Annotated in this window: 22 protein-coding genes; 14 read left to right on the forward strand and 8 right to left on the reverse strand. The window is 71.1% G+C overall.

Translation table 11 applies throughout. The features are described 5' to 3' along the window. Window positions 1–41 precede the first annotated feature (41 nt). Complete coding sequence (locus tag ACFT7S_RS05390) at window positions 42–440, forward strand: hypothetical protein (protein WP_382727262.1); 399 nt, start codon at window positions 42–44, stop codon at window positions 438–440. Window positions 441–470: 30 nt separating this feature from the next. On the opposite strand, the gene ACFT7S_RS05395 is transcribed toward ACFT7S_RS05390, so the two are convergent. After that, the gene (locus ACFT7S_RS05395) at window positions 471–1,649 is read right to left on the reverse strand and encodes a P1 family peptidase (protein WP_382727265.1); all 1,179 of its coding nucleotides are present in this window, start codon (window positions 1,647–1,649) and stop codon (window positions 471–473) included. Between the two features lie 214 nt (window positions 1,650–1,863). Between ACFT7S_RS05395 and ACFT7S_RS05400 the strand changes: the two genes are divergently transcribed. Then, complete coding sequence (locus ACFT7S_RS05400; RefSeq protein WP_382727268.1) at window positions 1,864–2,544, forward strand: NUDIX hydrolase; 681 nt, start codon at window positions 1,864–1,866, stop codon at window positions 2,542–2,544. Here the strand turns inward: ACFT7S_RS05400 and ACFT7S_RS05405 are convergent. Together ACFT7S_RS05405 and ACFT7S_RS05410 are read right to left on the reverse strand one after the other, a co-directional pair. Then, on the reverse strand, window positions 2,537–3,388 hold the full coding sequence (locus ACFT7S_RS05405) for an enoyl-CoA hydratase/isomerase family protein (RefSeq protein ID WP_382727270.1): 852 nt from the start codon (window positions 3,386–3,388) through the stop codon (window positions 2,537–2,539). The genes ACFT7S_RS05400 and ACFT7S_RS05405 overlap by 8 nt on opposite strands. Window positions 3,389–3,396: 8 nt before the next feature. After that, on the reverse strand, window positions 3,397–4,179 hold the full coding sequence (locus ACFT7S_RS05410) for a phytanoyl-CoA dioxygenase family protein (protein WP_382727273.1): 783 nt from the start codon (window positions 4,177–4,179) through the stop codon (window positions 3,397–3,399). A gap of 438 nt (window positions 4,180–4,617) precedes the next feature. Here ACFT7S_RS05410 and ACFT7S_RS05415 point away from each other — a divergent pair, with 438 nt between their 5' ends. From ACFT7S_RS05415 to ACFT7S_RS05450, 8 genes are all read left to right on the forward strand, one after another. After that, a complete protein-coding gene (locus tag ACFT7S_RS05415; protein ID WP_382727276.1) occupies window positions 4,618–6,066 on the forward strand; it encodes a B12-binding domain-containing radical SAM protein in 1,449 nt (482 codons plus the stop codon). Window positions 6,067–6,068: 2 nt separating this feature from the next. Then, window positions 6,069–7,502 carry an aldehyde dehydrogenase family protein gene (locus tag ACFT7S_RS05420; protein ID WP_382727278.1) on the forward strand — a complete coding sequence of 478 codons (1,434 nt, stop codon included), beginning with the start codon at window positions 6,069–6,071 and terminating at the stop codon, window positions 7,500–7,502. 38 nt (window positions 7,503–7,540) lie between these two features. Next, the gene (locus ACFT7S_RS05425; protein WP_382727281.1) at window positions 7,541–8,650 is read left to right on the forward strand and encodes an AMP-binding protein; all 1,110 of its coding nucleotides are present in this window, start codon (window positions 7,541–7,543) and stop codon (window positions 8,648–8,650) included. 1 nt (window position 8,651) lies between these two features. Next, window positions 8,652–10,013: an asparagine synthase C-terminal domain-containing protein gene (locus tag ACFT7S_RS05430; protein ID WP_382727284.1), complete on the forward strand. Its 1,362-nt coding sequence runs from the start codon at window positions 8,652–8,654 to the stop codon at window positions 10,011–10,013. Continuing rightward, a complete protein-coding gene (locus ACFT7S_RS05435) occupies window positions 10,010–11,413 on the forward strand; it encodes a B12-binding domain-containing radical SAM protein (protein WP_382727287.1) in 1,404 nt (467 codons plus the stop codon). The genes ACFT7S_RS05430 and ACFT7S_RS05435 overlap by 4 nt, the downstream gene beginning before the upstream one ends. A gap of 58 nt (window positions 11,414–11,471) precedes the next feature. Next, the gene (locus tag ACFT7S_RS05440) at window positions 11,472–13,517 is read left to right on the forward strand and encodes a B12-binding domain-containing radical SAM protein (protein WP_382727680.1); all 2,046 of its coding nucleotides are present in this window, start codon (window positions 11,472–11,474) and stop codon (window positions 13,515–13,517) included. After that, window positions 13,514–14,989, forward strand: a complete 1,476-nt coding sequence (locus tag ACFT7S_RS05445) for an MFS transporter (RefSeq protein WP_382727290.1) — start codon at window positions 13,514–13,516, stop codon at window positions 14,987–14,989. The genes ACFT7S_RS05440 and ACFT7S_RS05445 overlap by 4 nt, the downstream gene beginning before the upstream one ends. Before the next feature lie 122 nt (window positions 14,990–15,111). Further along, window positions 15,112–16,470, forward strand: a complete 1,359-nt coding sequence (locus ACFT7S_RS05450) for a LysR family transcriptional regulator (RefSeq protein ID WP_382727293.1) — start codon at window positions 15,112–15,114, stop codon at window positions 16,468–16,470. Window positions 16,471–16,492: 22 nt separating this feature from the next. Here the strand turns inward: ACFT7S_RS05450 and ACFT7S_RS05455 are convergent, their stop codons facing one another. Continuing rightward, window positions 16,493–17,194, reverse strand: coding sequence for an HAD family hydrolase (locus ACFT7S_RS05455; protein ID WP_382727295.1), 702 nt, complete (start codon window positions 17,192–17,194; stop codon window positions 16,493–16,495). A 233-nt stretch (window positions 17,195–17,427) separates the two neighbouring features. Between ACFT7S_RS05455 and ACFT7S_RS05460 the strand changes: the two genes are divergently transcribed. Then, window positions 17,428–18,222 carry a phytanoyl-CoA dioxygenase family protein gene (locus ACFT7S_RS05460; RefSeq protein ID WP_382727298.1) on the forward strand — a complete coding sequence of 265 codons (795 nt, stop codon included), beginning with the start codon at window positions 17,428–17,430 and terminating at the stop codon, window positions 18,220–18,222. Beyond that, on the forward strand, window positions 18,219–19,199 hold the full coding sequence (locus ACFT7S_RS05465; RefSeq protein ID WP_382727300.1) for a GNAT family N-acetyltransferase: 981 nt from the start codon (window positions 18,219–18,221) through the stop codon (window positions 19,197–19,199). Before ACFT7S_RS05460 ends, ACFT7S_RS05465 begins: the two co-directional genes overlap by 4 nt. 58 nt (window positions 19,200–19,257) lie before the next feature. Here the strand turns inward: ACFT7S_RS05465 and ACFT7S_RS05470 are convergent, their stop codons facing one another. Next, the gene (locus tag ACFT7S_RS05470; RefSeq protein ID WP_382727303.1) at window positions 19,258–20,040 is read right to left on the reverse strand and encodes an enoyl-CoA hydratase/isomerase family protein; all 783 of its coding nucleotides are present in this window, start codon (window positions 20,038–20,040) and stop codon (window positions 19,258–19,260) included. Between the two features lie 202 nt (window positions 20,041–20,242). Here ACFT7S_RS05470 and ACFT7S_RS05475 point away from each other — a divergent pair, with 202 nt between their 5' ends. Beyond that, window positions 20,243–21,283 (forward strand): hypothetical protein, encoded by a 1,041-nt coding sequence (locus tag ACFT7S_RS05475; RefSeq protein WP_382727305.1) that lies wholly within the window; start codon window positions 20,243–20,245, stop codon window positions 21,281–21,283. A 93-nt stretch (window positions 21,284–21,376) separates the two neighbouring features. Here ACFT7S_RS05475 and ACFT7S_RS05480 read toward each other — a convergent pair whose 3' ends face one another. After that, window positions 21,377–21,916: a DUF1697 domain-containing protein gene (locus ACFT7S_RS05480; RefSeq protein WP_382727308.1), complete on the reverse strand. Its 540-nt coding sequence runs from the start codon at window positions 21,914–21,916 to the stop codon at window positions 21,377–21,379. Between the two features lie 139 nt (window positions 21,917–22,055). On the opposite strand from ACFT7S_RS05480, the gene ACFT7S_RS05485 reads away from it, so the two are divergent. Continuing rightward, window positions 22,056–23,297 carry a glycosyltransferase gene (locus tag ACFT7S_RS05485; protein ID WP_382727310.1) on the forward strand — a complete coding sequence of 414 codons (1,242 nt, stop codon included), beginning with the start codon at window positions 22,056–22,058 and terminating at the stop codon, window positions 23,295–23,297. 127 nt (window positions 23,298–23,424) lie between these two features. On the opposite strand, the gene ACFT7S_RS05490 is transcribed toward ACFT7S_RS05485, so the two are convergent. Next, window positions 23,425–23,817 (reverse strand): type II toxin-antitoxin system VapC family toxin, encoded by a 393-nt coding sequence (locus ACFT7S_RS05490; RefSeq protein ID WP_382727313.1) that lies wholly within the window; start codon window positions 23,815–23,817, stop codon window positions 23,425–23,427. Then, a complete protein-coding gene (locus ACFT7S_RS05495; RefSeq protein WP_382727315.1) occupies window positions 23,817–23,993 on the reverse strand; it encodes a hypothetical protein in 177 nt (58 codons plus the stop codon). The genes ACFT7S_RS05490 and ACFT7S_RS05495 overlap by 1 nt, the downstream gene beginning before the upstream one ends. Window positions 23,994–24,004: the final 11 nt, after the last annotated feature.

Raw genomic sequence — 24,004 nt, forward strand, 5'->3', positions numbered from 1 at the left:
TGTACTCAGGTCCCCTGCCTGTGCCATGAAAGGCTGAAGGTATGACGAATACGGCGAGAATCCGTACCGCTCGTGGGGTGAAGGGCGCTGTCGTATCGGAAGTGGCCGCCACCGTCTGCTATCTGATCTGGTCGGGCGGCAGGGATTGGGCGTCGGGGGCGCGGGACGCGAACCCGGACGCGTTCCTGGCGGGTTCCGTCGAATCGGTGCTGGCGTTGATCGCCGGGGTGGCGTGCATGCCGGTGCTGTTGTGGGCGGGGATGCGCGCGATGCAGGAGCGGGGCAATCATCTGCTCGTCATCGCCGCCACCGGGGTGTGGTTCTTCCTCGGGGGCCATGTGGTCGAGGACGCCGTCGACGGCGTCGGCACGGCGTTGTTCCTTGCCCTGTTCGCCGTGCTCGGCGGGCTGCTGTCGCTGGTCCGGACACCGGACAAGTGACGGGCCCTCGACCTTCCTGCCGCTGAACGGTCAGCCGTACAGCTCCTTGTACGAGGGGAAGTCGCCGCCCGGACCGTCGACGCCTTCGGCGGCCAGGGCCGCGTGGACCACGGCCCGGGTGAGTACATCGGCACCCGCCGCGAGCACCGCGTTGAGTTCCATGGCTTCCAGGTGAGCACCCCAGCCCGAGCGGTCGGCCGTGCCGCCGGATGTCTCCAGGCTCTCCGGCACCAGCGGCAACTGCCCGGTGGACAGGGCGAAGACGGTGTCGCCGTCGGTGAGCAGATGCACCGGCCGCACCGCGCGGGCCAGGCCGTCGTGGGCGGTGCCGGCCAGCTTCTGCGCCTGCGGGCGGGTCAGCGCCGCGTCGGTGGCGACCACGGCCAGCGTGGTGTTGAGCGGCTGCACCGGACCCGCCTGCCGCCGCCCGGTCTCCGCGCGGGCCGCGGTCAGCCGGTCCTGCGCCCGGGTGTGCCGTGCCTCGTCCGGGGGCATGGTGGACAGCCCGCGCGCCAGGAATTCGTCACCGAGGCCCGTCCGGGCGCCGTAGAGAAGCCCGGTATCGGGATCGAGCAGCGAGCCTGCCGCGTTGACCACCGCCAGCGCCGCCACGGTCGCCCCGGACGGCAGCACGACACTCGCCGTACCGACGCCGCCCTTGACCCCGCCGGCCACCGCGCCGGTGCCCGCGCCGACGCAGCCCTGCGGTACCGCGGCGCCCTCCTCCGTACCGTCCGCCGCTTCGACGGCCGCGCGCCCGAGGTCAGCACCCGGCCGGGCCCGCCACCGCCCGCCGCGCCCGAGGTCGAACAGGGCGGCGGCGGGGACCACCGGGACCACCTGGTCCGGGCCCGGCCCCACGCGGAAGCCGCGCCCCCGCTCCTCCAGCCACTCCGCCACACCGCCCGCCGCGTCGAGCCCGAAGGCGCTGCCGCCGGTCAGCACCACGGCGTCGATGCGCTGCACGAGGTTGCGCGGGTCCAGCGCGTCGGTCTCCCGGGTGCCGGGGCCGCCCCCGCGCACGTCGACGGCGGCCACGACGCCGCCCTCGGGGGCGAGCACCACGGTGACGCCGGTCAGCCAGCCGTCGCCGGTCCGTGCCGCATGGCCCACCCGCAGCCCCGCCACATCCGTCAGCGCGTTCATCGGCCCGGTCGTCGGCCCGGCCGTCGCCGGTCCGGCCCCGTCCGTCCCCTGACGCACACTCATCCGCTGTCCTCCCCGAGACGCCCCTGCGGCGCGATCACCTCAAGGTACCGGGGCGTCACACGGCACACGGTGACCTCAACCGGCCTGGTTTCACGGCCGCTCGGCAGTCATGCCCCGAGCGCATCGGGGTGCGCCGCAAAGGGCATGACCGATTCCCCGCCAATGCCGGTGGAGACCGGCGCCGGGGACCGGCGGCTCCCCTACGCTGGCGGCCGTGGCTCTCGACACGGGACTTCCGCCCGGACCCCACGTGCCCTCCTGGCTGACCGACGTGGCCCTGCGGGCCGGCCGGGACAGCGCTCCGGAACTGGAGCGCTACACCTCGCCGGGCCCGGCCTCGGGCAGGTCCTCCGCCGTCCTGGTGCTGTTCGGCGCCGGGGAGAGCGGGCCCGATCTGCTGTTCCTCCGGCGCTCCGGCGCGCTGCGGGACCATCCGGGACAGGTGTGTTTCCCCGGCGGCTCCGTGGGGCCCGAGGACCGCGACGCGGTGCACACCGCCCTGCGCGAGACGACGGAGGAGACCGGCCTCGACCCGGTGGCCATCCGCGTCGTCACCCCGCTGCGACCGCTGTACCTGGCCTGGAGCGGCTTCTCCGTCACGCCCGTGCTCGGCTGGTGGGAGGGCGGTACGACGCCTGCGAGCGACGGCAGCGAGATCGTGTCCGTGCACCGGGTCCCCGTACGGGATCTCGCCGATCCGGCGGGCCGGCTGCGGGTCCGTATGACAGCGGGCTACACCGGGCCCGGCTTCCTGGCCGGGGAGCTGTTCCTGTGGGGCTTCACCGGGAGCCTCGTCGCCTGGCTGCTGCGGCTCGCGGGGTGGGAACGCCCGTGGGACACCACCCGGGTCGAGGAACTGGCCGACGCCAAGCGCCGTTACGGGGGCGTCAGTTGACGCCTTCGCGGCGGGCCGCCCGATCGCGCTGGCCCTGGCGGAATCCGTCCACCGGCCCGGTGGAGCCCCGCATCAGCGCGAGGTACTCGCGTGTCTCCGCCGCGACGGCCTCCTCCCCGGAGACACCGAGACCGCCCATGACGGCGGCCTTCACATGGCGCAGACAGTCGCCCGGCATCGCGGCCAGTGTGGCGGCGAGTGCCGCGGTCTCCTCGCGCAGCAGGTCCTTCGGCACCGCCCGCAGGGCCAGACCCGTCTGGACGGCTTCGGCGGCCGACAGCCAACGGCCGGTCAGGAGCATCTCCATCGCGGGCTGGAGACCCATCTTGCGGACCGCGCGGTGGGAGGCGCCGGCGCCCGCCATATGGCCGTACGGGGTGTGGACGTCGCCGATGCGCGCCTCCTCCGAGATCAGCACCAGGTCGCAGGCCATGGCCAGTTCGAAGCCGCCCGCCCGCGCCTTGGCCTGCACCATCGCGATGGTCGGCATGGGCAGCCGCTCCAGGGCGAACGCCACCCGGTTCATCCGCGCCAGGTAGACCTCGAACATCTCGGTGTCGCCCTTGTCGCCGGCCAGCACCTCGCCCAGGAACCCCAGATCGCTGCCGATGCAGAAGGCCCGGTCCCCGGCACCGGTGAACACGAGCACCTTGGTGACCCCGTCGTCCGCCACCCGCGCGAAGGCGTCGATGAGCTCGTAATGCATGCGCTCGGTGGTGGCGTTGAGCCGCTCGGGCCGGTTGAGGGTGACCCAGGCGATGCCGTCGGCGCGTTCGAGCAGGATCGTCTCGTACGTGTCCGGGTGAAGACCGGCGGGCGGGGTGTCGGTGTCGGTGTCGGGCATCGAGCGGCTCACCGGATGAGGTCGGCGGCGAGCGGGTAGTCGGTCATCGGCCTGCCACGTACCGTCGTGTCTGCCCGCACGAAGACCAGCGAATAGGCGCGCCTGGGCTGGTCGGTGAGGTTGGGGCCCGAGCCGTGCAGGGTGTTGATGTGGTGCACCAGGGCGCTGCCCGCCGGGATGGGATACGGCACCGTCTCCTGGTCGGTCAGGGCCTCGACGAGGACGGCACCCTCCTCGGGGCGTACGTGCTCGACGCGGCCCAGGTGGTGGGTGCCCTTCACGTAGTGCACGCAGCCGTTCTCCAGGGTGGCGTCGTCCAGGGCCATCCAGATGGTGACGGCGTCCGGCGGGTCCAGGTGCCAGTAGCGGTTGTCCTGGTGCAGCACCAGGCGGCTGCGTTCGCCCTTGCCCGCGGGCTTGTAGAAGGAGTGGTCGCGAAAGAGCCGTACCGGCCCGCCGAGCAGGGCCTCCACGCGGGGCACCAGGTCGGGGCGGCGGATCTGCTCCTCGCAGACGGGGTCGTTCTGCCAGATGCCGATCTTCTGGAGCAGCGCCCTGTCGCTCGGCCTCTCCGTCGTCTCGGACAGGTCGAGGACCCCGTCGGCGGGCTTGTCGCCCTCGGCGAAGAACGCCCGCTCCATGGACGCGCGGAGCGCGATCACCTGGGAGGGCGTCAGGACGTTGTCCCAGCGGATCACTCCGTCCCGCTCGAACGTCTCGCGGTCTGCCGCGGGGTCCGACGTCACGGTCGTCACGTCCGCTGCGTCGGCCGGTCGCTGGAAAGCGGTCATCGGTACCTCTCCGGAGCGCGTGCAGGATCACTTCGGTCTGCTGAACTCCGCAGCGATGCTGCCACAGAGCCGGCGCCCGGCACAGCAGCCGTTGGCGCATCGCCGTGATGCGCCGACGGCATGGCCGGAGGCGGGCCGTGCGCCCATGCCACGGCAGTGCGGGCGCGACCCGTTAAAGGCATTGGACGGCGTCGGAGGCCCGTGGTGGGCTGGAGCACACATGCAGCCCGGCCCGCTCTTCCCGCCGTACCGCCGGGTCAGACGCCCGGCGGTCCCCCCATCCCTGATCACCCGCTGACGACCGGAGCAGGCCCACCGTGTGCCACGCGGGCCGCACGCACAGCACGTTCGCCGGCCACAGGCCCCGTGTGTACGCAGGCTGCGGGCGGTCAGCCGGACCGCGCCTGAGGACTGTCCACTCGCAGGAGGCAGACAAGCATGCAAGTTCTTCTCGTGAACGCTCGCCGGTCGGCGTACTCAGGGGAGTCGATCTCCGCACCGCAGTTGGGGCTGCTGTCCCTGGCCGCCGTACTGCGGGAAGGCACCTTCCACGACACCGTGGGCACCGACGTCCACTTCATCGACGACCAGCTCTTCGTCCTGCAGCGGCCGCTCGCCACGCCCAACGAGCCCCTGCGGGGCTTCAGTCCGGACATCGTCGGCATCCAGGTGCTGACCTCCAGCCTCAAGAACGGCATCAAGCTCGCCTCCGAGGTCAAGCACCACCACCCGCGCGCCCTGACCGTGCTGGGCGGTGTCGGCGCGACCCCGCTGGCCCGCCAGCTGGTCGAGGACGGCTCCGCCGACGTCGTCGTCAAGGGCGAGGGCGAGGTCACCTTCTCGCACCTGGTCCACGAGTTCGGCACCAACGGCCGGAAGAACTTCCACAAGGTGCGCGGGATCGTCTTCCGTGACGACGACGGCAAGGTCGTCGAGACACCCGCGGCCCCGCAGGTGATGCGCCTGGACAAGCTGCCCATGCCGGCCCGCGACCTGGCCGACATGGAGCGGTACCGGACCATCTCCCGCGGCCGGGCCGGCAACGTCGTCACCGCCCGCGGCTGCTCGTACGCCTGCGCCTACTGCTACTCCAAGCACCAATGGGGTGTCGGTCAGCGCCGGCACAGTGCAGGGCGGGTGCTGGCGGAGATCCGTGAACTCGTCGAGGTGCACGGCTTCGACCGCATCCGGATCGAGGACGACGACTTCGTCGAGGACGTCCCGCGCATGCAGGAGCTGTGCCAGGCCATCGAGGACTCCGGTCTGCAGGGCAAGTTCGAGTGGGAGGCCAAGGCCAGGCCCGACCTGATCGACGACGACATGGCGAAGATGCTGCGCAAGTCCGGCTGCTTCCGGCTGCTGGTCGGCGTGGAGACGCTGGACTGGTCGCTGCTCAAGCGCCTGGGCCGGCCGGTCAAGGTCGCGGTGACCGAGCGCGCGCTGGACTCCCTGGGCAAGGCCGGAATCGGCACGCAGGCCACGATGATCCTGGGTATCCCCGGCGAGACCGACGAGGCGATGCGCTCGACCATCACCTGGCTGCAGGCCCGGCTCGGCGACAACCCCCACGACATCGTGTCCCCCTGCTTCTTCGTGCCGTTCCATGCCGACCTCGAGAAGGACATGGCCAAGCGCGTCGAGTTCACGGTCGAGACCAGCGACACCGACTGCTACACCGGGCACGTCCCGGTGACGTCCAGCCCCGGGGCCTCCATCGACGAGCTGTGGAAGCTCTACGACGACATGACCCCGACCCGTAAGGACGGCCAGTACAAGCGCATCGCCTTCCTCGCCAACCTGAAGACCGTGCAGACGCGCCTCGGTCTGATGGACGGTGGCGCACCGGTGGCCAAGGAGCCCGCGGCCCTGGTCCCGGAGGTCCAGTGACGATGCTCACGACAGCGGCCGGGACGGCCTCCCCGGCTGTCCCGGGCACTGGGGGCAATGCGGGCACCCTGGACGTTCCGGCGTACTCGGGCTCGCGCCCGGTGATGTCGAACCGGCCGGGGCAGCTGCACGACGGTGCCGGGCGGCCACTGGCCCGGCTGGGCAACGCCGGGCGGCTGGTGCAGTTCGGGATGGCGCAGGAGGCCGCGAAAACGGCCCGTGTGCTGCGCGGGATCGACGACGACGCCTGGTTCGGGCTGCTGCGCGACGCCGCCGGGCGGCTCACCGCCCGGCTGGACGGCGGGGAGCTCGGCCCGTGGCTGCGGGCGCTGTCCGCGGCGACGGGTCTGCCGTTGCGGCGGGCGGAGCGCGGGGTCCGTACGGTCGCCGACGATCTGGGCCGGATGGAGGAGATCCTTGCCGCGCAGTCCCCGGACGGGACCGTCTCCGCGTACCGGACCGGCGGCGACGACCCGCGGTGGAGCTGGCGGCCCGCCGGGCGGTCCGTGCATGTGCGGGTGCCCGACAACTTCCCGACCATCGGCATCGAGTGGATGCAGGCCCTGGCCGCGCGCCGCCCGGTGCTGCTGAGCACCTCCGCCAGGGACCCGTTCACGGCGGTACTGGTCACCGAGGCGCTGTACGCCGCCGGGCTGCCGGACAACGCGGTCTCGCTGGTGCACGGCGACGCGCCCGCCCTGCGCCGGCTGGCCGACCAGGTGCTGTGGCCCGGCGAGGAGGTCCCCGCCGACCTGCCGCCGGGGAAGGTCAAGACGTACCACTACGGCCGCAGCCGGGCGCTCGTCGGCGACGACGGGCCGAAGGACGCCTGGGAGCGGCTGGCCCGGGAGGCGTTCGCGGGCTGCGGGCGGCTGTGCACCAACATCAGCTCCCTGGTCGTGCTCGGCGACGCCGAGGACGCGGCGGGGCAGCTCGCGCGGGAGTTCGCGACCCGTCCGGTGCTGCCGCTGGACGACCCGTCGGCCACGGTTCCGGCCTTCCCGGACCGTGCAGTACGGGACACGCTGGCGACGCGTATCGAGCGGGAGATCGCGGCGGGCGCGGTCGATGTCACCGAGGCCGCCACCGGGGTGCCGCTGCGGGTGGATCTCGACGGTGTGGCGTATCTGCGCCCCACGGTGCTGCTGCTGGACGCGGGTTCGCCGCTGTTCGGGACGGAACTGCCGTTCCCGTTCACGGCGGTGGCCCATGTCCCCCGCTCGAAGGCGGTCGCGGCCTGTGCGGGTTCGCTGATCGTGTCCGTGCTCGGCGAGGCGGGCGGGCTGGTCCGCGCGCTCGCCGAGGAACCCGGCGTCGACAAGGTCTTCGGCGGCGAGGAGTTCGACCGCGGCTACGACCCCCGCGATCCGCACGAGGGGTATGTGGCCGACTTCCTGTTCAAGAAGAAGGCAGTTCTGCCGGGCACCTCCGCGTGACCGGCGGCAGGGACAGCATCAGAGAAGAGGGAACCGCCATGCCACGTCCGAGCGAGTCGGTGCTCCGTCCGATCACCGACGACGACGTTCGCCGGACCGTCCGCCTCCACTTAGACCCCCGGCATGGCACCCCCTACTGGCTGGAGCGGGACCGGCGTCTGGGCACCAACGCCCTGGAGAAGGTCCTGAGTCTCCAGGACGCCGTCACCCTGCTCGGGCTGACGGACGGCGCCGACCAGATGCACTACGAGGAGGCGTCGCGGCGGACCCCGCTGGAGAACTTCGTCCCGCGGTCGGTGCTCGGCGAGGGCGGCGCACTGTGGGCCGCCCAGACCGGCGGCACCACCGGGCCCGCCAAGCACGGGACCTGGGGCGCGCGCTACTGGGCGGACATCCTGGAGTTCTCCGACGAGTTCCTGGATCTGCACGGGGTGCCGAGGAACACCAACTGGCTGTTCGTCGGGCCGATGGGACCGCACACCACGGGCCGGCTCGTCGTCGCGTTCGCGGAGCGGCGCGGCGGCATGTGCTTCTCGATCGACCTCGACCCGCGGATCGTGAAGATCTTCGGCGAGGAGGGCATGACGGCCGCGTACGACCGGTATGTCCAGCACATCTGGGACCAGGTGGCGGAAGTGGTCCGGTCGCAGGACATCGGGGTGGTCTTCTGCACCTCGCGGCTGCTGGACATGCTGCCCGAGCGGCTGGGCACCGAGGCGCTGGCCGGTGTACGGGCCATCGTCCACGCCGGTACGACGATGGAGCCCGACGCCCACCGCGAGTTGCGCGAGGAAGTCTTCCCCGGGGTGCCGGTCGTCGGTATGTACGGCACCTCGACCACCGGCATCAACTGGCAGAAGCCGTACGAGGCGGAGGACGACCACCGGGTGGTCTACGTCCCCTGCCGGCCGCACGTCGCGCTGGACGTCATCGACGAGCACGGCGCCGAGGTGCCGTACGGCGAGGAGGGCCGGGTACGCGTCTGGCGGCTGACCGACGACGCGCTGGTGCCCGGCTTCCTGGAGCGCGACCGGGCCCGCCGGGTGCGCCCGTACGGGGTGGCCGCCGAGCGCTATCCCTGGCCCTGGCTGGGGGACCCGTACTCCCCTGAATTCACCGAAGGACGACGCGTCGAAGGGGTGTACTGACATGGCCGGTTTCCTGCTGCGCTGCCACTCGGGCCCGGTGGAGTTCCAAGCCCTGGGCACGGGTCGCGGACTGAGCACCCTGGTGGTGCGCGAGGGCGCGGACGCGCTGGTCGTGCACGGTGACCGGCTGACCGAAGAGGCCCCGCCGGTCCACGCCCCGCTCGACGAGCTGCTGTCCTGGACCGAGCGGTGCTACGCGCGCTTCTGCGCGGTGCTGGTACGCGGCGGCCGGGCCACCCTGTGGAGCGATGTCGGCGCCACCTGCCCGCTGCACTACGCGCGCGCCGCCGACGACAGCCTGCTGATCGCCACCTCGGCCGGAGCTGTGCTGCCGCTGCTGGCCGGTTCCCCGGTGCTCGGCGGCGCGGCGCAGTCGCTGCTGCCGGGCGGGCGCTTCGCGGGGGTGACGGCGGTCCCGGCGAACAGCGCGGTGACGCTGGCCGTCGACGCGTACGGCACCGAGCCGCTCGCCACCCGTCAGGTGCGCGGGCTGCCGGACAAGCCGGTGACGACCGACCCGCAGGAGGCGGTGGCCGCCGTACGCGAAGCGCTGCGTACGTCGGTGGGGCAACTGGCCGCCGGTGTCGACGAGATGGGCGTCATGCTGAGCGGCGGGGTGGACTCCTCGACGGTCGCGGCGCTGGCCGCCCGGGAGACCTCCGGCGCGGAACTGCACACGTACACCGTGGGCACTCCCTTCGGCGACGAGTTCGAGCAGGCCGCGTGGTTCGCGGAGCGCCTGGGCAGCAAGCACCACGAGCTGATGTTCGGCCCCGACCAGCTCTCGGAGCTGCTGCCTGGCATGATCCGCGCGCTGGAGACCTGGGACCTGCTGACGCTCCAGATCGCCGCGCCCGCCTGCTTCCTGCTCAACACGATGGCCGCCGAACGGCGTCAGGTGCTGCTCTCCGGATACGGCGCCGACCTCCTGTTCGCGGGGCTCGGCGGGACCGGAAGCGAGGCGGACATCGAGCGGGCGGTGGTAGCGCAGACCGCCGCGACGGCCCGCAGCAACGAGTTCGGTCCGGCCTTCGCCGACGCCCGCGACATCGTCGTCCGCTACCCGTACTGGACGCGTGAGGTGATGGCGGCGGCCCTGGGCATCCGGGGACGGCTGAAGGTCCGCGAGGGCACGGCGAAGTGGGTGCTGCGCAGTGCCGCAGCCGAGGTCCTGCCCGCGGAGGTGGCCTGGCGGCCCAAGCGGGGCATCCACGAAGGCACCGCCATGAGCCGGATGTTCGCCGCCACGCTGGGCGGCGACGACCCCCGCGTCCAGACCGAGCGGCTGCACACCCTCGCGACCTCCGTCTTCTGCCAGGACGGGCACGGCGACCGGGACCGACGAGAGGGAGGGACCCGATGAAGGTCTTGCTGGTGTGGCCTCGGAACGAACGGGCCCTCCTCAGCGACCGGCTGAGCTGCTGCGAACCGCTGCCGCTGGAGTATCTCGGCGGCGCGCTGCGCGGCGATCACGACGTGACCATCCACGATCTGCGGCTGGACCCGTCGTTGGAGACGTACGCACAGACGCACGAGCCCCCCGACCTGATCGGCGTGGCCATCCCCTACACGACCAGCGTGCACGTCTCGCGGGAAGTGAGCCGGGAGGCGCGGCGGCTGTGGCCCGACGTCCCGATCGTGCTGGGCGGCCACCATCCGACGGTGTCGGCGGAGTGGCTGAACGGCTTCTCGGCCGACTGGATCGTCGCCGGTGAGGGCGGCGCGGCGCTCAGTCATCTGGCCTCCGAGCTGGAGGCCGGCCGCTCCCCCTCCCCCGTGTCGGGCCTCGCCCCGTACGACGCGCGCACCGGTCTGGAGCGCGACCGCCGACCGAAGCCCGCGGCGCTCAACAACCTGCCGATGCCGGACCGTTCGCTGCTCGCCCACCACCGCGGGGACTACTTTCACTCGGTGTACCGCCCGGTGTCGCTGATCCGGTTCACCGCCGGCTGTCCGTACACCTGCAAGTTCTGTTCGCTGTGGCGGATGACGGACCGGCGCTACCTGGTGAAGGACATCGACCGGGTGCTCGCGGAGATGGCCGACATCGAGGGCCGGAATCTGTACGTCGTGGACGACGAGGCGTTCATCCAGCCCGGACGGATGCTGGAGCTCGCCGACGCCATCGACAAGGCCGGTTTCCGCAAGCGGTTCCATATGTACGTACGGACCGACACGGCGCTGCGCAGGCCCGATGTGATCGCCCGCTGGGCCGAGGTCGGTCTGGACTCGGTGCTGGTCGGCGCGGAGTCGATGACCGACGACGAACTGTCGGGCTACCGCAAGGGCACCGACCCGGGCCAGACCCGGCGGGCGCTGGACCTCTTCCACGCCAACGGGGTCAAGGTGCGGGCCAACTTCATCGTGCAGCCCAACTGGCTGGACGAGGACTTCGCCCGGCTCAGCCACACCGTGGAGGAGCTACAAGTCGACATGCCTAGCTTCTCGGTGCTGACACCGCTGCCCGGCACCGACCTGTACGACGAGAGCAGGTCCCAGCTGATCAGCGACGATCCGGAGCTGTTCGACTGCTACCACGCCCTGTTCCCCACCCGGCTGCCGCTGGAGACCTTCTACCACCGGCTCGCCGATCTGCTGGCGGGGGCGAGCGCGCGTGCCACTCCCGGTGTCACCTCCGGCGCCGACCCGTCGGTCTTCTACTACTCCGACGACAGCGCCTTCGACGAGATGCTCCGCGCCATCCGCGGCGGCGCGGACTGGTCGCGCCCGTGGGAGCCGGAGCGCGTCCCCAGTACGAAGTAAGACCGACCGGCCCGTGCCCACAGCGAGAACCGTCCGACCACGAGGAGCCGTGACCAGCATGTCCGCCGAACTCCCCAGCCGCGGCCGCAAGGTGTACTTCATCGGCCTCAACGCGTTCCCCTTCCTGCCCCTGGTGGCCGGTCTGCTGCGCACCTACGCGGAGCAGGACGAGAACATCGCCGCCGCCTACGCCTTCCAGGAGCCCGTCTTCCTGGTCGCGCCGGTCCAGGAGATGGCGGACGGCATCGTCGAGCCCGATGTCCTGGCCCTGTCCTGTTACGTGTGGAACTTCCGCCGCCAGATGAAGGTGGCGAGGCTGGTCAAGGAGCGCTACCCGAACGTGCTGATCGTGGCCGGCGGACCGCATGTCCCCGACCGGCCGGGGGACTTCTTCGAACGGCACCCGTACGTGGACGTGCTGGCGCACGGCGAGGGCGAGGTGGCGTTCCGCGGACTGCTGGCGGAGCGTTTGACCACGAGCCCGGACTACACGACGGTGCCGGGCGTCTCGGTGCGCCGGGGAGCGGCGGCGGTGGCCGGGCCGAAGGCCGTACGGCTGCCGCGGCTGATCGACACTCCGAGCCCGTATCTGCTGGGGGTGATGGACGGAGCCGTGGCCACCTGCCGGGAGCGGGGGCTGCGCTTCTACGCCCTGTGGGAGACCAACCGCGGCTGCCCGTACTCCTGCTCGTTCTGCGACTGGGGCTCGGCGACGATGAGCACGCTGCGGAAGTTCGAGGACGAACGTCTGCAGGACGAGATCGAGTGGTTCGCCCGCCACGACGTGGAGGACCTGTTCATCTGTGATGCCAACTTCGGCATCATGCCGCGCGACCTGGAAATCGCGCACGCCCTGGCGGAGACCCGGGGCGAGCTGGGGGCCCCGAGGCAGGTCCGGGTCAACTTCGCCAAGAACTCCAACGACCGGGTCTTCGACATCAGCAAGACCTGGCACGACGCCGATCTGCTGATGGGCACCACCCTGTCGATGCAGAGCACCGACATGGACGTCCTGGAAGCCATCGACCGCAAGAACATCGGCCTGGACAACTACCGCAAGCTCCAGCAGCGGTACGCGGCGGAGAACATCCACACCTACACCGAGCTGATCCTGGGCCTGCCCCTGGAGACCGCGCGCTCCTTCCGCGATGGCATCGGCTCGCTGCTGGAGGCGGGCAATCACGAGGACCTGAGGGTCTACGAGCTGGCTATTCTCCCCAACGCGCCGCTCAACACCCCGGAGAAGATCGCCACGTACGGGCTGCGCACCGTCCCGAAGCGGATGTACGTGGAGCGCGACGGCACACCCGACGACGAGGCGGAGACCATGCAGATGGTCATGGAGACCAACGCCATGCCGCGCGCCGACTGGGTCGAGTGCTTCAGCTTCATCCAGGCCGTGCAGTTCCTGCACAACGGCTGCTACACCCGCTATCTGTCGATCTTCCTGCGGCAGGAGCACGAGATCGGCTACACCCGCTTCTACGAGGGACTGCAGAACTACTTCGCCGAACGTCCGGACAGCGTCCTCGGCGCCCTGTATCTGCGGATGCGCAGCCTCTACCACGACTACATCGACATACCGACCCTGCCGCTGGCCAACCTGGTCGCGAGCCAGCCCGACATGGCCGCCGATCTGGCCCCGTACGGCAAGCGCCGCGGCTGGACGATCGACAACTGGGGCTGGCTCCGCATCGCCCGCGACTTCGACCGGTTCCAGGCCGAACTGCGGGAGTACCTCGGCACCCTGGACCTGCATCCGGACCAGGACGCCCGCCTGGACGACGTGCTCCGGTTCCAGCAGGACGTCATGCTGCGCCCGGAGTACGCGCCCGAGAAGGGCAAGTCCGCCGAGTACGCCCACGACTGGCCCGGCTACTTCACCGGCGGGGCACTGGAGCCGCGCCGGATCCGGGTCGGCTACGGCGACCGGAGCTTCGGGGCGAACGGGCGCTACCGGCCGGTGGCCGGTGACCTCAAGGCGTTCACGATGGCGGCGATCGGCACCAGCTACCCGGTTTCCCGCATGGGTCACTACTGCCACCGCTTCGAGGCCGCCGAGGTGACGTCCCTGGCGGAACCGGTAGCCAGCGAACAGCGGTGAACAAGGCTCACGACCGCACGCCGTCCACCGCACGGCGTGCGGCCCTGGCCGTGCTCGCGGGGGCCTGCGGGCTCTTCGCGCTGCTTCAACTGGGCGTCGCCACGCTGCTGCCGCAGATCCAGCACGCCTTCGGGGTCTCCGGCACGGACGCGGCGTGGATCGTCTCCGGCCATCTGCTGGTCGGCTGTGTCGCCACCCCTGTGGTGGGGCGCCTGGGGGATCTCTACGGCCGGCGGGTGGTGCTCGTCGCCGTGCTCGCCGTCGTGGCGGTGGCGGCTGTCGTGGCCGCCGCCGCGCAGTCGTTCACCGTCCTGCTCGTCGCGCGTCTGGTGCAGGGCGTCGCGGCGGGGCTCTTCCCGCTCGCCATCGGCCTGTTGCGGGAGGGGTTCCCGGGGCAGTCGCTGGCCGGACCCTCCGGGGTGCTGTCCGCGGCCTTCGGGACGGGGGGCGGTATCGGCATCCTGCTGGTCGGTGTCTTCGGTGACGGGGCCGCCGCGTTCCGGGGGCTGTTCGTCACCGCGGGCGTGCTCGCGGCCGTCCTGCTGCTGGCGGGCCTGGCGGTGCTGCCCGAGACCCCGCGCAGGTCCGGGACCCGGGTGGACATCCCCGGTCTCCTGCTGCTGAGCGCGGTGAGCGCCTGTCTGCTGCTGGCCCTGAGCCAGTACGGCCGGGAGGGGCTCGGCTCGGCCACCGGGGCGTTGCTGCTGGTGGCCGGAGCCGCGGGCTGTGTGGCGCTCGTGCGTGTGGAGCGGCGGTCGGCGCAGCCCGCGATCGACACCCGGCTGCTCGGTCGGCGGCCGATCTGGACCCTCAACGTGGTGAGCCTGCTGACCGGTCTGGTGATGTTCCAGACGGGCATCCTGGCCCCGGTGCTCGCCGACGCCCCCCGCTCCACGGGCTACGGGCTGTCCGCCGACGGCACCCTCACCGTGCTGGTGATGCTCCCGATGCAGGTCGCCGCCGTCACCGGCGGGCTGCTGTCGGGCTGGCTGCGGCAGACCGGCCTGATGACGGCGCGGGCCGTGATGATCACGAGCACCGTGCTGTTCGCCGCCTCCCCGGCCGTGTTCGCCCTCATGACCGGGACCGCCACCGGCCTGGCGCTGGGCACGGCGCTGACCGGGCTGGGCACCGGACTGCTGGGCGGCGCGATGGCGGAGCTGCTCACCCTCGCCTCGCCGAGCGGTTCGACGGCGGTGACGGTCGGGATCAACAGCGTGCTGCGCAATCTCGGGGGGTCCTTCGGCGTGCAGGTCAGCTTCATGGTCCTGGCCGTGACGACAAGTACCCATGGATATCCGGCCGCCTCCTCGTACACGACTGTTTTCGTGGGGGCCACCGTTCTGGCCGCCGCCGGGGTCGCGGCGGCGCTGGCGTTCCCGCGTACCGCCCTCCCGCCCGCCGGGCAGGCGGAGCCCGAGGCTCCGATCGGCTCCGGACGGGTCACCCGCCCGATCCGGCCAACTACCTGACGGCGGCCCCCCGGAGCCCTCGGACGGCCTTACGGTGGCGAGACGTACGTCACGCGAGGCCCGTACCGCCCCTCCTGCCGCGACGGTTGGGCGGGTTCGGTCCGACGGGGGAGGGGTGCTGAATGTTCGATCTTCGGCGTTCGGATGTGGCCTTGCTGCAGGCGGTCTCCGACCATGGGAGCCTGCACGCGGTGGAGCGGGGCGGCCGGATGACGCAGTCGTCGGCGAGCCGCCGCCTGATCAAGCTGGAGCGGCGGCTGCGTACGCCCCTGGTGTCGCGCAGTTCCACCGGCACCGAGCTCACCGAGGCCGGTCACGCCCTGCTGCACGCGGGACGGCGGCTGGTGGGCGCGATCGACTTCGCGATGGCCACGTCCCACCACCGCACCGACACGGAGGAGCGGCTGCCGGTCGTGCAGTTCGCGGTGGGCACGGAACGGGCGTACGGCATGGGCCGTGACCTGGCGGATCGTTTCCCCGAAGCGGTGTTCGACGTGGTGGCGGGTGACAGCCGTGATGTCTGGCAGCGGTTCGAGCGGTACGCGGTCGACGCCGCGTGCGGCTGGGAGACCACCCGCAGGCCGGGACTGCGGCGCAGCGAGGCGCTGGTGCGCACCGTCGTCGACGAACCCCAGTGGGTCGCGCTGCCCCGGGACCATCCGCTCGCCCGGCGGGGGGCGCTCGACCTGCACGACCTGGCCGACGCGGAGTGGGTGGCCACGGTGGGCGGCGATGCGTGCGACGACCAGGGATGGGCCTTCTCCCTCCTCTCGCCCGCTCCCCGCGTCAGTTTCACGGTCCGCTCGCAGAGCGCGGCCCTGGAGCTGGTCGGCCGCGGCTACGGCGTCGCGCTGGTCTCCCCGCTCTCCCCGGAGCCGGAGCACGAACTGAGCCTGGTGCTGCGCCCGTTGCGCCAGCGGCTGGTCCGCCGGCTCACGCTGGCCGTGGACCCGCTCGTCGTACCGCTGACGCTCGCCCATGAGCTGTGCACCTGGCTGCGGTACGGCTACGCGCAGCGCGCGGCGAAACGGAATCCCGTGTACGCCGCCTCCGCCTCCTTCCCTCCGCTCACCGAGGGGCCGGGGCGTCCGATACGGGCCCGGCCCGAGGCCGATGCCTCGTCGTCGGGGGCCCGCGGACCGCTTCCCGTCCTGCTCTCCGAACTCCACTGGGCCGGACCGGACTCGGACAACCGTTTCGAGGCGGAGCACCTGCATCTGCTCCGGGTCATCGACCGGATCGGCAGCCTGAACCGCGCCGCCGCCACGCTGCTGGTCACCCAGCCCGCGCTGACCCGGCGTATCCACCGGCTGGAGAAGGGCTGCGGGCTGCCGCTGGTCTACAGCACGGCACGCGGCACCTCGCTGTCCGCCGCCGCCCGCCGGCTGCTGGACTGTACGGGGCCGGCCGAGAGCCGGCTCGACGAACTGGTCGGCCGTATGCGGCAGATCGCGGCATCTCCGGCGGCAGCCTGCGCGTAGGGCAAAACCACGTAGGGCAAAATCAAGCCCGTCGAGGGGGCCCCTCCCATGCCATTAAGGCTATGGGGGAGATTGAGGACAAAGCGACAATCAGGGCATCCTCGGTATCCGCCGCCGTACGGTGGTGGACGGTGGCCATCCCCAGGGCGGACGCGGCGCGCACGTTGCGGCCCAGGTCGTCCACGAACACGCACTCCTCGGGCCGGCGGTCCAGCAGACGGGCGGTGTGCCGGAAGATCTCCGGTTCCGGCTTGCGCATCCCCACCTCGCAGGAGATCACCACCGCGTCGAACAGCTCGTCCCAGCCCTCACGGTCGTACCGATGGCCCCAGGAGTTGGACAGCAGCGCCACGGGGACCCCGGCACCCCGCACCCGGCGCAGCAGCCCCGTCATGACCGGGTCCATGGCGAAGGGCGCGAACATGCGCTGCACCAGGCCGGCCGCCGGCACGGGCGTCCCGTCGGTGCGTCGCAGGAGCGCGGCGAGCGCGGACTCGAAGTCCGCCACGGGCAGCTCGCCCCGCTCGACCCGGTGGAATGGATTGGGCCCGCCGTCCGGCACCGCGTCGGGCCCGAGCAACCGCCCCAGGACCGCGTCGAACTCCCCGGCGGCCACGCCCTCGACGGCGGCCCACACCGCGACCGCCTCGTTGAACGACTGCGTCAGTACGCCGCCCCAGTCCACGATCAGCGCCGAGACGGACGCGGTCTCCGATCCCGCCATGCGAATCCTCCAGCCCCTGGACAGCAGCCCACCTCACCCACCATAGGGGCCACCAAGCCCCGTGCCCCCTATGCCATTTGGGGCCTGCCCCGAACCGTCCGCGGCCGTTCCGTTGCCCGTGCAGCAGCGGCTTGCACATAGTCGAGTCACACAGAGTTCTTGACGCCGCATGCCCGCGCCCGTGCCCCTGTCCGTGGCCGCGCGTGCGCGTGCGCGTACAGAAAGGTGGAGCCATGCCCCTCAGCCAGTCGATCGCAGACCTCGCCGGCGAACTGGAGGAGCGCGGCGTCATCCAGCTCGACGACCTGGTGCCCGAACCAGCCCTCGACCTGATGCGCCGCGGCTGCTCGGATCTGATCCGGCGGACCGAGGACATGCGCTACAGCACCTTCGGATGGCAGCTGGAGTCGGACGGCGAGGGCGGCGGATGGGCCGCGCGCGCCGCCGGCAAGGAATGCATTCCGGGCAAGGTACGGGTCGTGGGCATGGCCCATGAACACTCGCCCGAACTGGCCGCGATCCCGGAGCTGATCAACCTCAACGAGGGCGTGGTCCGGCCGCTGCACGGTGTCGCGGGCGACTTCTACAACACCTTCCTGTGGGCGAAGCCCTCGGAGGTCGGCTCGGAGAAGCCGTGGCATCAGGACGCACTCTTCCTCAAGGAGGAGTTCTACGAGAAGTACGAGGACGTCTACACCATCTGGATCGCGGTGGACGACGCCCGCGAGGACAACGGCTGTCTGCAGTTCCTGCCCGGCTCGCACCGCGAGCGGATCGCGTACAAGCCGGACGGCATCAATCAGGACGACCTCTTCGCCTCGCCACGTGAACCCACGCTCGACATCGACAGGCTCTGGCCGGAGCTGACCCCGGTGACGCTCCCCCGGCGCGCCGGTTCCGCGGTGCTGTTCGGCGGCTTCACGGCGCACACCTCGGCCCCCAACCGCACCGAGGACGAGCGCCGGGCGGTCAGCTACGTCTACTCGCTCCCCCGGCGGGACAAGGGCGGCGCGGGCGCGGCCCGATGACGGCCCTCAGCCAACGGGCGCGCGAGACACCCGCCCTCATCCCCCTCGATCCGCGCGCCCATACGGACGCCGTCTGGCAGCTCGTCCGCGACCGGGATCTCGCCGCGCTGGGCAGGGTTGAGACGACACGCGCCTGGATCACGGGCCGGCTGACCGCTCCTGGCGTGGACGCCCGGACTGACGCCCGGCTGCTGCCGGGCACCGACGGCAGCCCCGTGGGCGCGGTGTGGCTGAGCAGCGCGTCGGGGATCTCGGGGTGGACGGCGGAGCTGGTGCTCGGGCCGGACGCCACCGCCGACGACGGGGCGCGGCTGCTGGACTTCGCCGAGCAGCGCTGCGGCGAGCTCCTGGCCGGGGGCGATCTTCCGGCCGGGGGCGAGGGCGAGCTGTCCTGCTTCGTCTCCGAGGGCGAGAAGGCCGCCCGTGCCGCCCTGCACTCACGCGGTTTCGGCTCCCCGCACCCGTACTACCGCATGGCGGTCACGCTGGACGACGAGCTCCCGCAGGTGCCTCGCGTGCCGGGCACGGCGGTACGTCCGCTCGACGGCGAGCAGGACCTGCGTACGTTCCACGCCGTGAAGAACAGGGCCTTCGCCGCCGAGGAGGCCGGCAAGAGCGAGGACGGGTTCGACACCTGGCTGGAGTGGTGGCGGACGGACCCGGGCGTCGATCCGGCGCAGTGCGCGCTCCTGGAGGCGGACGGCACGGCTGTCGGTTTCGCCAACATCACCGATCGCATGCTGGACAGCCGCAACGCGGCGTACGTACGGCAGATCGGTGTCGTGCCGCAGACCCGGCAACGGGGCCTGGGCAGCCTGCTGCTGCTGTCGGTGATGCACGCGTCACGGCGCCGGGGGCGTACGGCGATGGTCCTGACCGTCGACATGGCCAACACCCCCGCGCTGGCCCTCTACCGGCGTCTTGGCTGGCAGGTGGAGGCCCGCTTCGACGACTTCCGCCGCACGGTCACGCCGTAGACCGTAGTCCGTAGACCGTGGGGGCGGGCCGCCCGGCCCGCCCCCACGGACCCTTCACTCAACTCCGGCCGATGATCCGGCGCATCCGGACCTGCGCCTCGCCCGCGGCGAACGCTTTGCGGTGCGAGTCCTTGGCCTCGGCGCGGAGGCGCTCCAGCCCTTCCACGAACGGGGCGTTGACGCGCGGGCGGGTGCCCTGCACCGCCTCCGGGGTGTAGCGCGCCAGGGTGCGGGACAGTTCCAGGGCGCGGCCCAGCGTGTTGTCCACGGGCTGCACCTCGTGGAGCAGTCCGTCGGCCAGCGCCCGGTCGGCGGGCCACTCCTCGCAGGTGTAGAGCATCCGCTGCATGACGGTGGTGCCGACGGTGTACCGCAGCATGAAGCCGCCGAAGTTGCAGGCGATACCCACCTTCAGCTCCGGCATCACGAGCCGGGCGTTCTCACTGCCCACCCGGTAGTCGCAACACAGGGCGATCTGGAGGCCGACTCCGATGGCGAAACCGTCGATCGCCGCGACGACCGGCTTGGAGATCCCCGCGATCGTCGCGTACAGATCGGTGATGTCGTCGATCCAGTCGTTCACCTCGTCGCCGCCGGTGAACATCGAGACCTCGTTGAAGTCCCCGCCGACACCGAAGGAACGCCCGGGACCGCCGTACAGCAGGACGCACCGCACCTTGTCGTCCGCGTCGATGTCCCGCATCAGCGCGGTGAGTTCCCGCATCCGGGCCCGGCTGAAGGGATTCTGCTCGTGCGCGCCCGTGAATTCCGCGAGGAGGACTCCGTCGTCGTCCTTGGAACACGCTATGGATTCGTTGGCCTGCGACGTCTGATTCACCATCGGATTCACCATCGGACTCTTTCCCTCGGAGCTCGGAATCCTAAGGACGGCCACAAGCACCAGTCAACGCCCAATCCCTGTCAACCGCCGTTAATTGAAAGGAACTTCTTCAATAGAGCCAAAGAAGAGAATCAGAAGAGAAAGGGGAAAGACGATCTCCCTGCGCGCGTGAAATCTCTCCGCCGACGGAAGGAGCGAAAAGGTGGCGCCACTCACCATCGTCCTGGGCACCGGCCGTTGCGGTTCGACCATGCTCTCGGATCTCGTGAACGAACACCGCGAGGTGCTCAGCCTCAGCGAGTTCTTCGCCTGCCTGGACCCGTGGGGGTTTACGGGAGGCGACCTGGACGGCCCGGCGTTCTGGGACCTGCTCAGCGCACCGCGGCTGAAGCCCAACACACTGATGCGCAAGGGCGTCAGGGTCCCCGAGTACCGCTACCCGCTCGGTTCCGGCCGCTATGCCGCCGGGGACGTACCCGCCCTCTCGGTGATGACGCTGCCCCCGCTCACCGACGATCCGGATGCGCTGCTCGACAGCATCCGGGACGAGGTGACCGGCTGGCCGGCGGCCCCGCTCCCCCGTCAGTACGTACGGCTCTTCGCCTGGTGGGCCTCGTTCCTCGGCCGCGAGGTCGTGATCGAGCGCTCGGGGGCCGCGCAGCGCTTCCTGCCCGATATCCTCACGTACTTCCCCGAGGCCCGCTTCGTCCATATGTACCGGCACGGCCCCGACTGCGCGGTGTCCATGAGCCGGCACCCCATATTCCGGCTCGCGGTGCAGATCAGGGAGATGCGCAAGATTCTGGGGGTGGACCCGTACGCGGTCCATGACCCGGACCACGCCCAGCGCCTCCCTGAGGACCTGCGCATGTTCGCGCCGGACACCCTGGACGCCTCGGCGCTCGCGAACGCCGACCTTCCGCTGGAGCGGTTCGGGACAATGTGGTCGTACAGCACCGGCGCGGTCAAACACCTCGTCGGGCTCCCCGAGGACCGGCTCCTGCACATCTCCTACGACCGGATCGTGGCCGACCCGGTCCCGGAACTCACCCGCTTCGGCCGGTTCACCGGCATCCCGGAACCGGCGGCCTGGGCGGCCCGGGTGGCCGGACGGGTGGACGCGGGCCGGACGGGCGCCTCCGCCGCGCTCTCCCCCGAGCAGACCGAGGAACTGCACCGCTCGTGCGCCCCAGGCATGCGCCGCCTCGCCGCCTTCATGGGCGAACCACTGCCGGCCGGCTGAGCCCGGCGTCAGCCTTTCCTGAGTCCGGCGTCAGTCTTTCCGAGTCCGGCGTCAGCCTTTCCGAGTCCGGCGTCAGCCTTTCCGAGTCCGGCGTCAGCCCTTCTTCGCCGCGGCGAGGATCTTGCCGACGGTGTGGAAGAACCGGGTCGTCGCATCCCGCCCGAGCACCCGTTCCTGGAAGCCCTTGGCGTTCGGCGCCCTGCCGTTGATCAGATGCCAGACCACGAACGCCTCGTACGGCGCGGTGCGGATGATCTCGATGTCCTTCTTCGGCGACATCAGCGGCAATTCCAGTGCCGGATCGATCCGCTCGGTGGTGAACACGACGCAGCAACGCATGTCATCGGTGACGGTGACGTCCTTGAACGGGTCGAGTGCGAGGAGCGCCTCCAGCTCGGGAACGGTACGCAGGCAGACGGCGACCTCGTAACCAAGGGCGTCGCCCAGACCCGTACGAATGATCTCGCCCAGTACGTCCCGGTCGTCCTCGTCGGATTCGAAGAAGACGTTCCCGGTCTGGATGTAGCTGCGGACCGACGCGAAGCCCATCTCCGTGAACAGCCCGCGGAGATACTCCATCTTCACCGAGCGGCCGGGAACGTTCAGGCCACGCAGAAACGCGATGTACAGCACACCCAACCACCTTGCCCACCGTGGAAGACCCTTCAGGACCGACGGTACCGCCGTAGAGGACGGTGAACGATCAGCGGGCACGGCGCGTGCGGCAGAATCGGCGGCTGAAGCAGACACGTGCGGACAGGGGAGTCACGAAATGCGTGTGGTGTTGTCGACGTACGGGGCGCGCGGGAGCGTCGAACCGATAGCGGGACTCGCGGTGCGGTTGCTGGAACTCGGCGCGGAGGTGCGGGTGTGCGCGCCGCCGGACGAGGAGTTCGCGAAGCGGTTGGCCGAGGCCGGTCTACCGCTGGTGCCGACCGGCCGACCGGTGCGCCCGCTGGTGACCTCGGTGACGCCGGGTTCTGCGGTGGGCCTGGCGCAGCGTGCGGCCGAGTTGATGGCCGCTCAGTTCGACACGGTCGCCGCGGCGGCCGAGGGATGTGATGCGCTGGTGGCGACCGGCCCGTTGCCGGTCACAGCCGGCGCGCGATCGGTGGCCGAGAAGCTGGGCATCCGCTATGTGCACGTGAGCCACCAGCCGGTCAGCCTGCCGTCCCCGTACCGCCGACCGCCCGCGCGGCGGGGCCGGCCGTTGCCACTGGGCGCGACCGACAACCGCGCGCTGTGGGACCTGGACGCCCAGATCGCGAACGCGATGTTCGGCGAGCTGCTCAACACCCAGCGGGAGTCGATCGGCCTGCCACCCGTGGACAACATCCGCGACTACGCCTTCACCGACCAGCCGTGGCTGGCCACGGACCCGGTCCTGTCCCCGTGGCAGCCGACGGCGGATCTCGACGTGGTGCAGACCGGCGCGTGGATCCTGCCGGACGAACGCCCGCTCCCCACCGAGTTGGTGGCGTTCCTGGACGCCGGCACACCACCGGTGTACGTGGGCTTCGGCAGCACGCCCATGAGCGCCCCGAAGGACGTCGCCCGGGTGGCCATCGAGGCGATCCGCGCACAGGGCCGCCGCACAGTCGTCTCCCACGGCTGGGCCGACCTGGCCCTGATCGACGACCAGGACGACTGCTTCGCCGTCGGCGAGGTCAACCATCAGGCACTGTTCCGCCGGGCGGCCGCCGTCGTCCACCACGGCAGCGCGGGCACCACGACGACCGCCACCCGGGCCGGCGCGCCACATGTGGTGGTACCCCAGGGAGCGGACCAGCCGTACTGGGCCGCCCGGGTGACCGACCTGGGCATCGGCGCGGCACACGACGGCCCGACCCCGACCGTCGAGTCCCTGTCGGCCGCGCTCAAGACGGCCCTGACCTCCGAGACCTGCGCACGAGCGGTGGCCCTGGCCGACACGATCCGCACGGACGGTGCGACGGTGGCCGCGAAGCTGCTGCTGGACACGATCGGCCAGGAAGGGGCGCCGACGTCCGCGTGAACCAACGCGGCGCGCCGTTTTGCGGAGTCTTCGTAGCGGATCACGCTCCATCCCTTCCGCAATGAAGGAGGTCGGCGATTCCCTGCCTGACGGATACGCCACGGTGGACGGCAAGCGGCGCTACACCTCACCCGAGTAGCGGCGGGTCAGACCCGCATGACCTGTACGTCGTCTGCGGTATCCACGTGTTCCTGGTGACCAGCACCATCCCTTCGGCCTGCGCCTGTGCGATCAGCATCCGGTCGAAGGGATCCGTGTGCAGCATCGGCAGCCGACCGGCCCGCACCCCGTGGGCGGCGGTGATGGGCAGGCTGCCGAACTGGACGTCACGCACCTGCTCGGCCAGATCTCCCGGACCTTCGAACGTGCCGAGAAACTGCTTGGTGGTGATCTCCCACGGTGACACGGCGCTGACGTGGACACCAGGCTCGGTGTCCAGCAAGTCCTTGACCTTCAGTGACAGTTCCGGTGAGTCGTCCAGCCACCACATGACCACCCTGGCGTCGAGCAGAAGTCGCATCAACGCACCCCGAAAGCTTCGGCGATGGTGGCAGGCGGGTCGTCGAAGTTGGCGGGGATGCGGATACGGCCCCGGAGCGAGCCGCGACCGGCGCGCAGCACCTTCGGCGGTGGCGGCAGCACCTGCGGTACCGGCTCACCGGCCCGGCTGATCACGACCAGCCGGCCGTCGGTCACCTGCGTCAAGG

The sequence above is a fragment of the Streptomyces sp. NPDC057136 genome, from assembly GCF_042670885.1.
GTDB lineage: Bacteria > Actinomycetota > Actinomycetes > Streptomycetales > Streptomycetaceae > Streptomyces.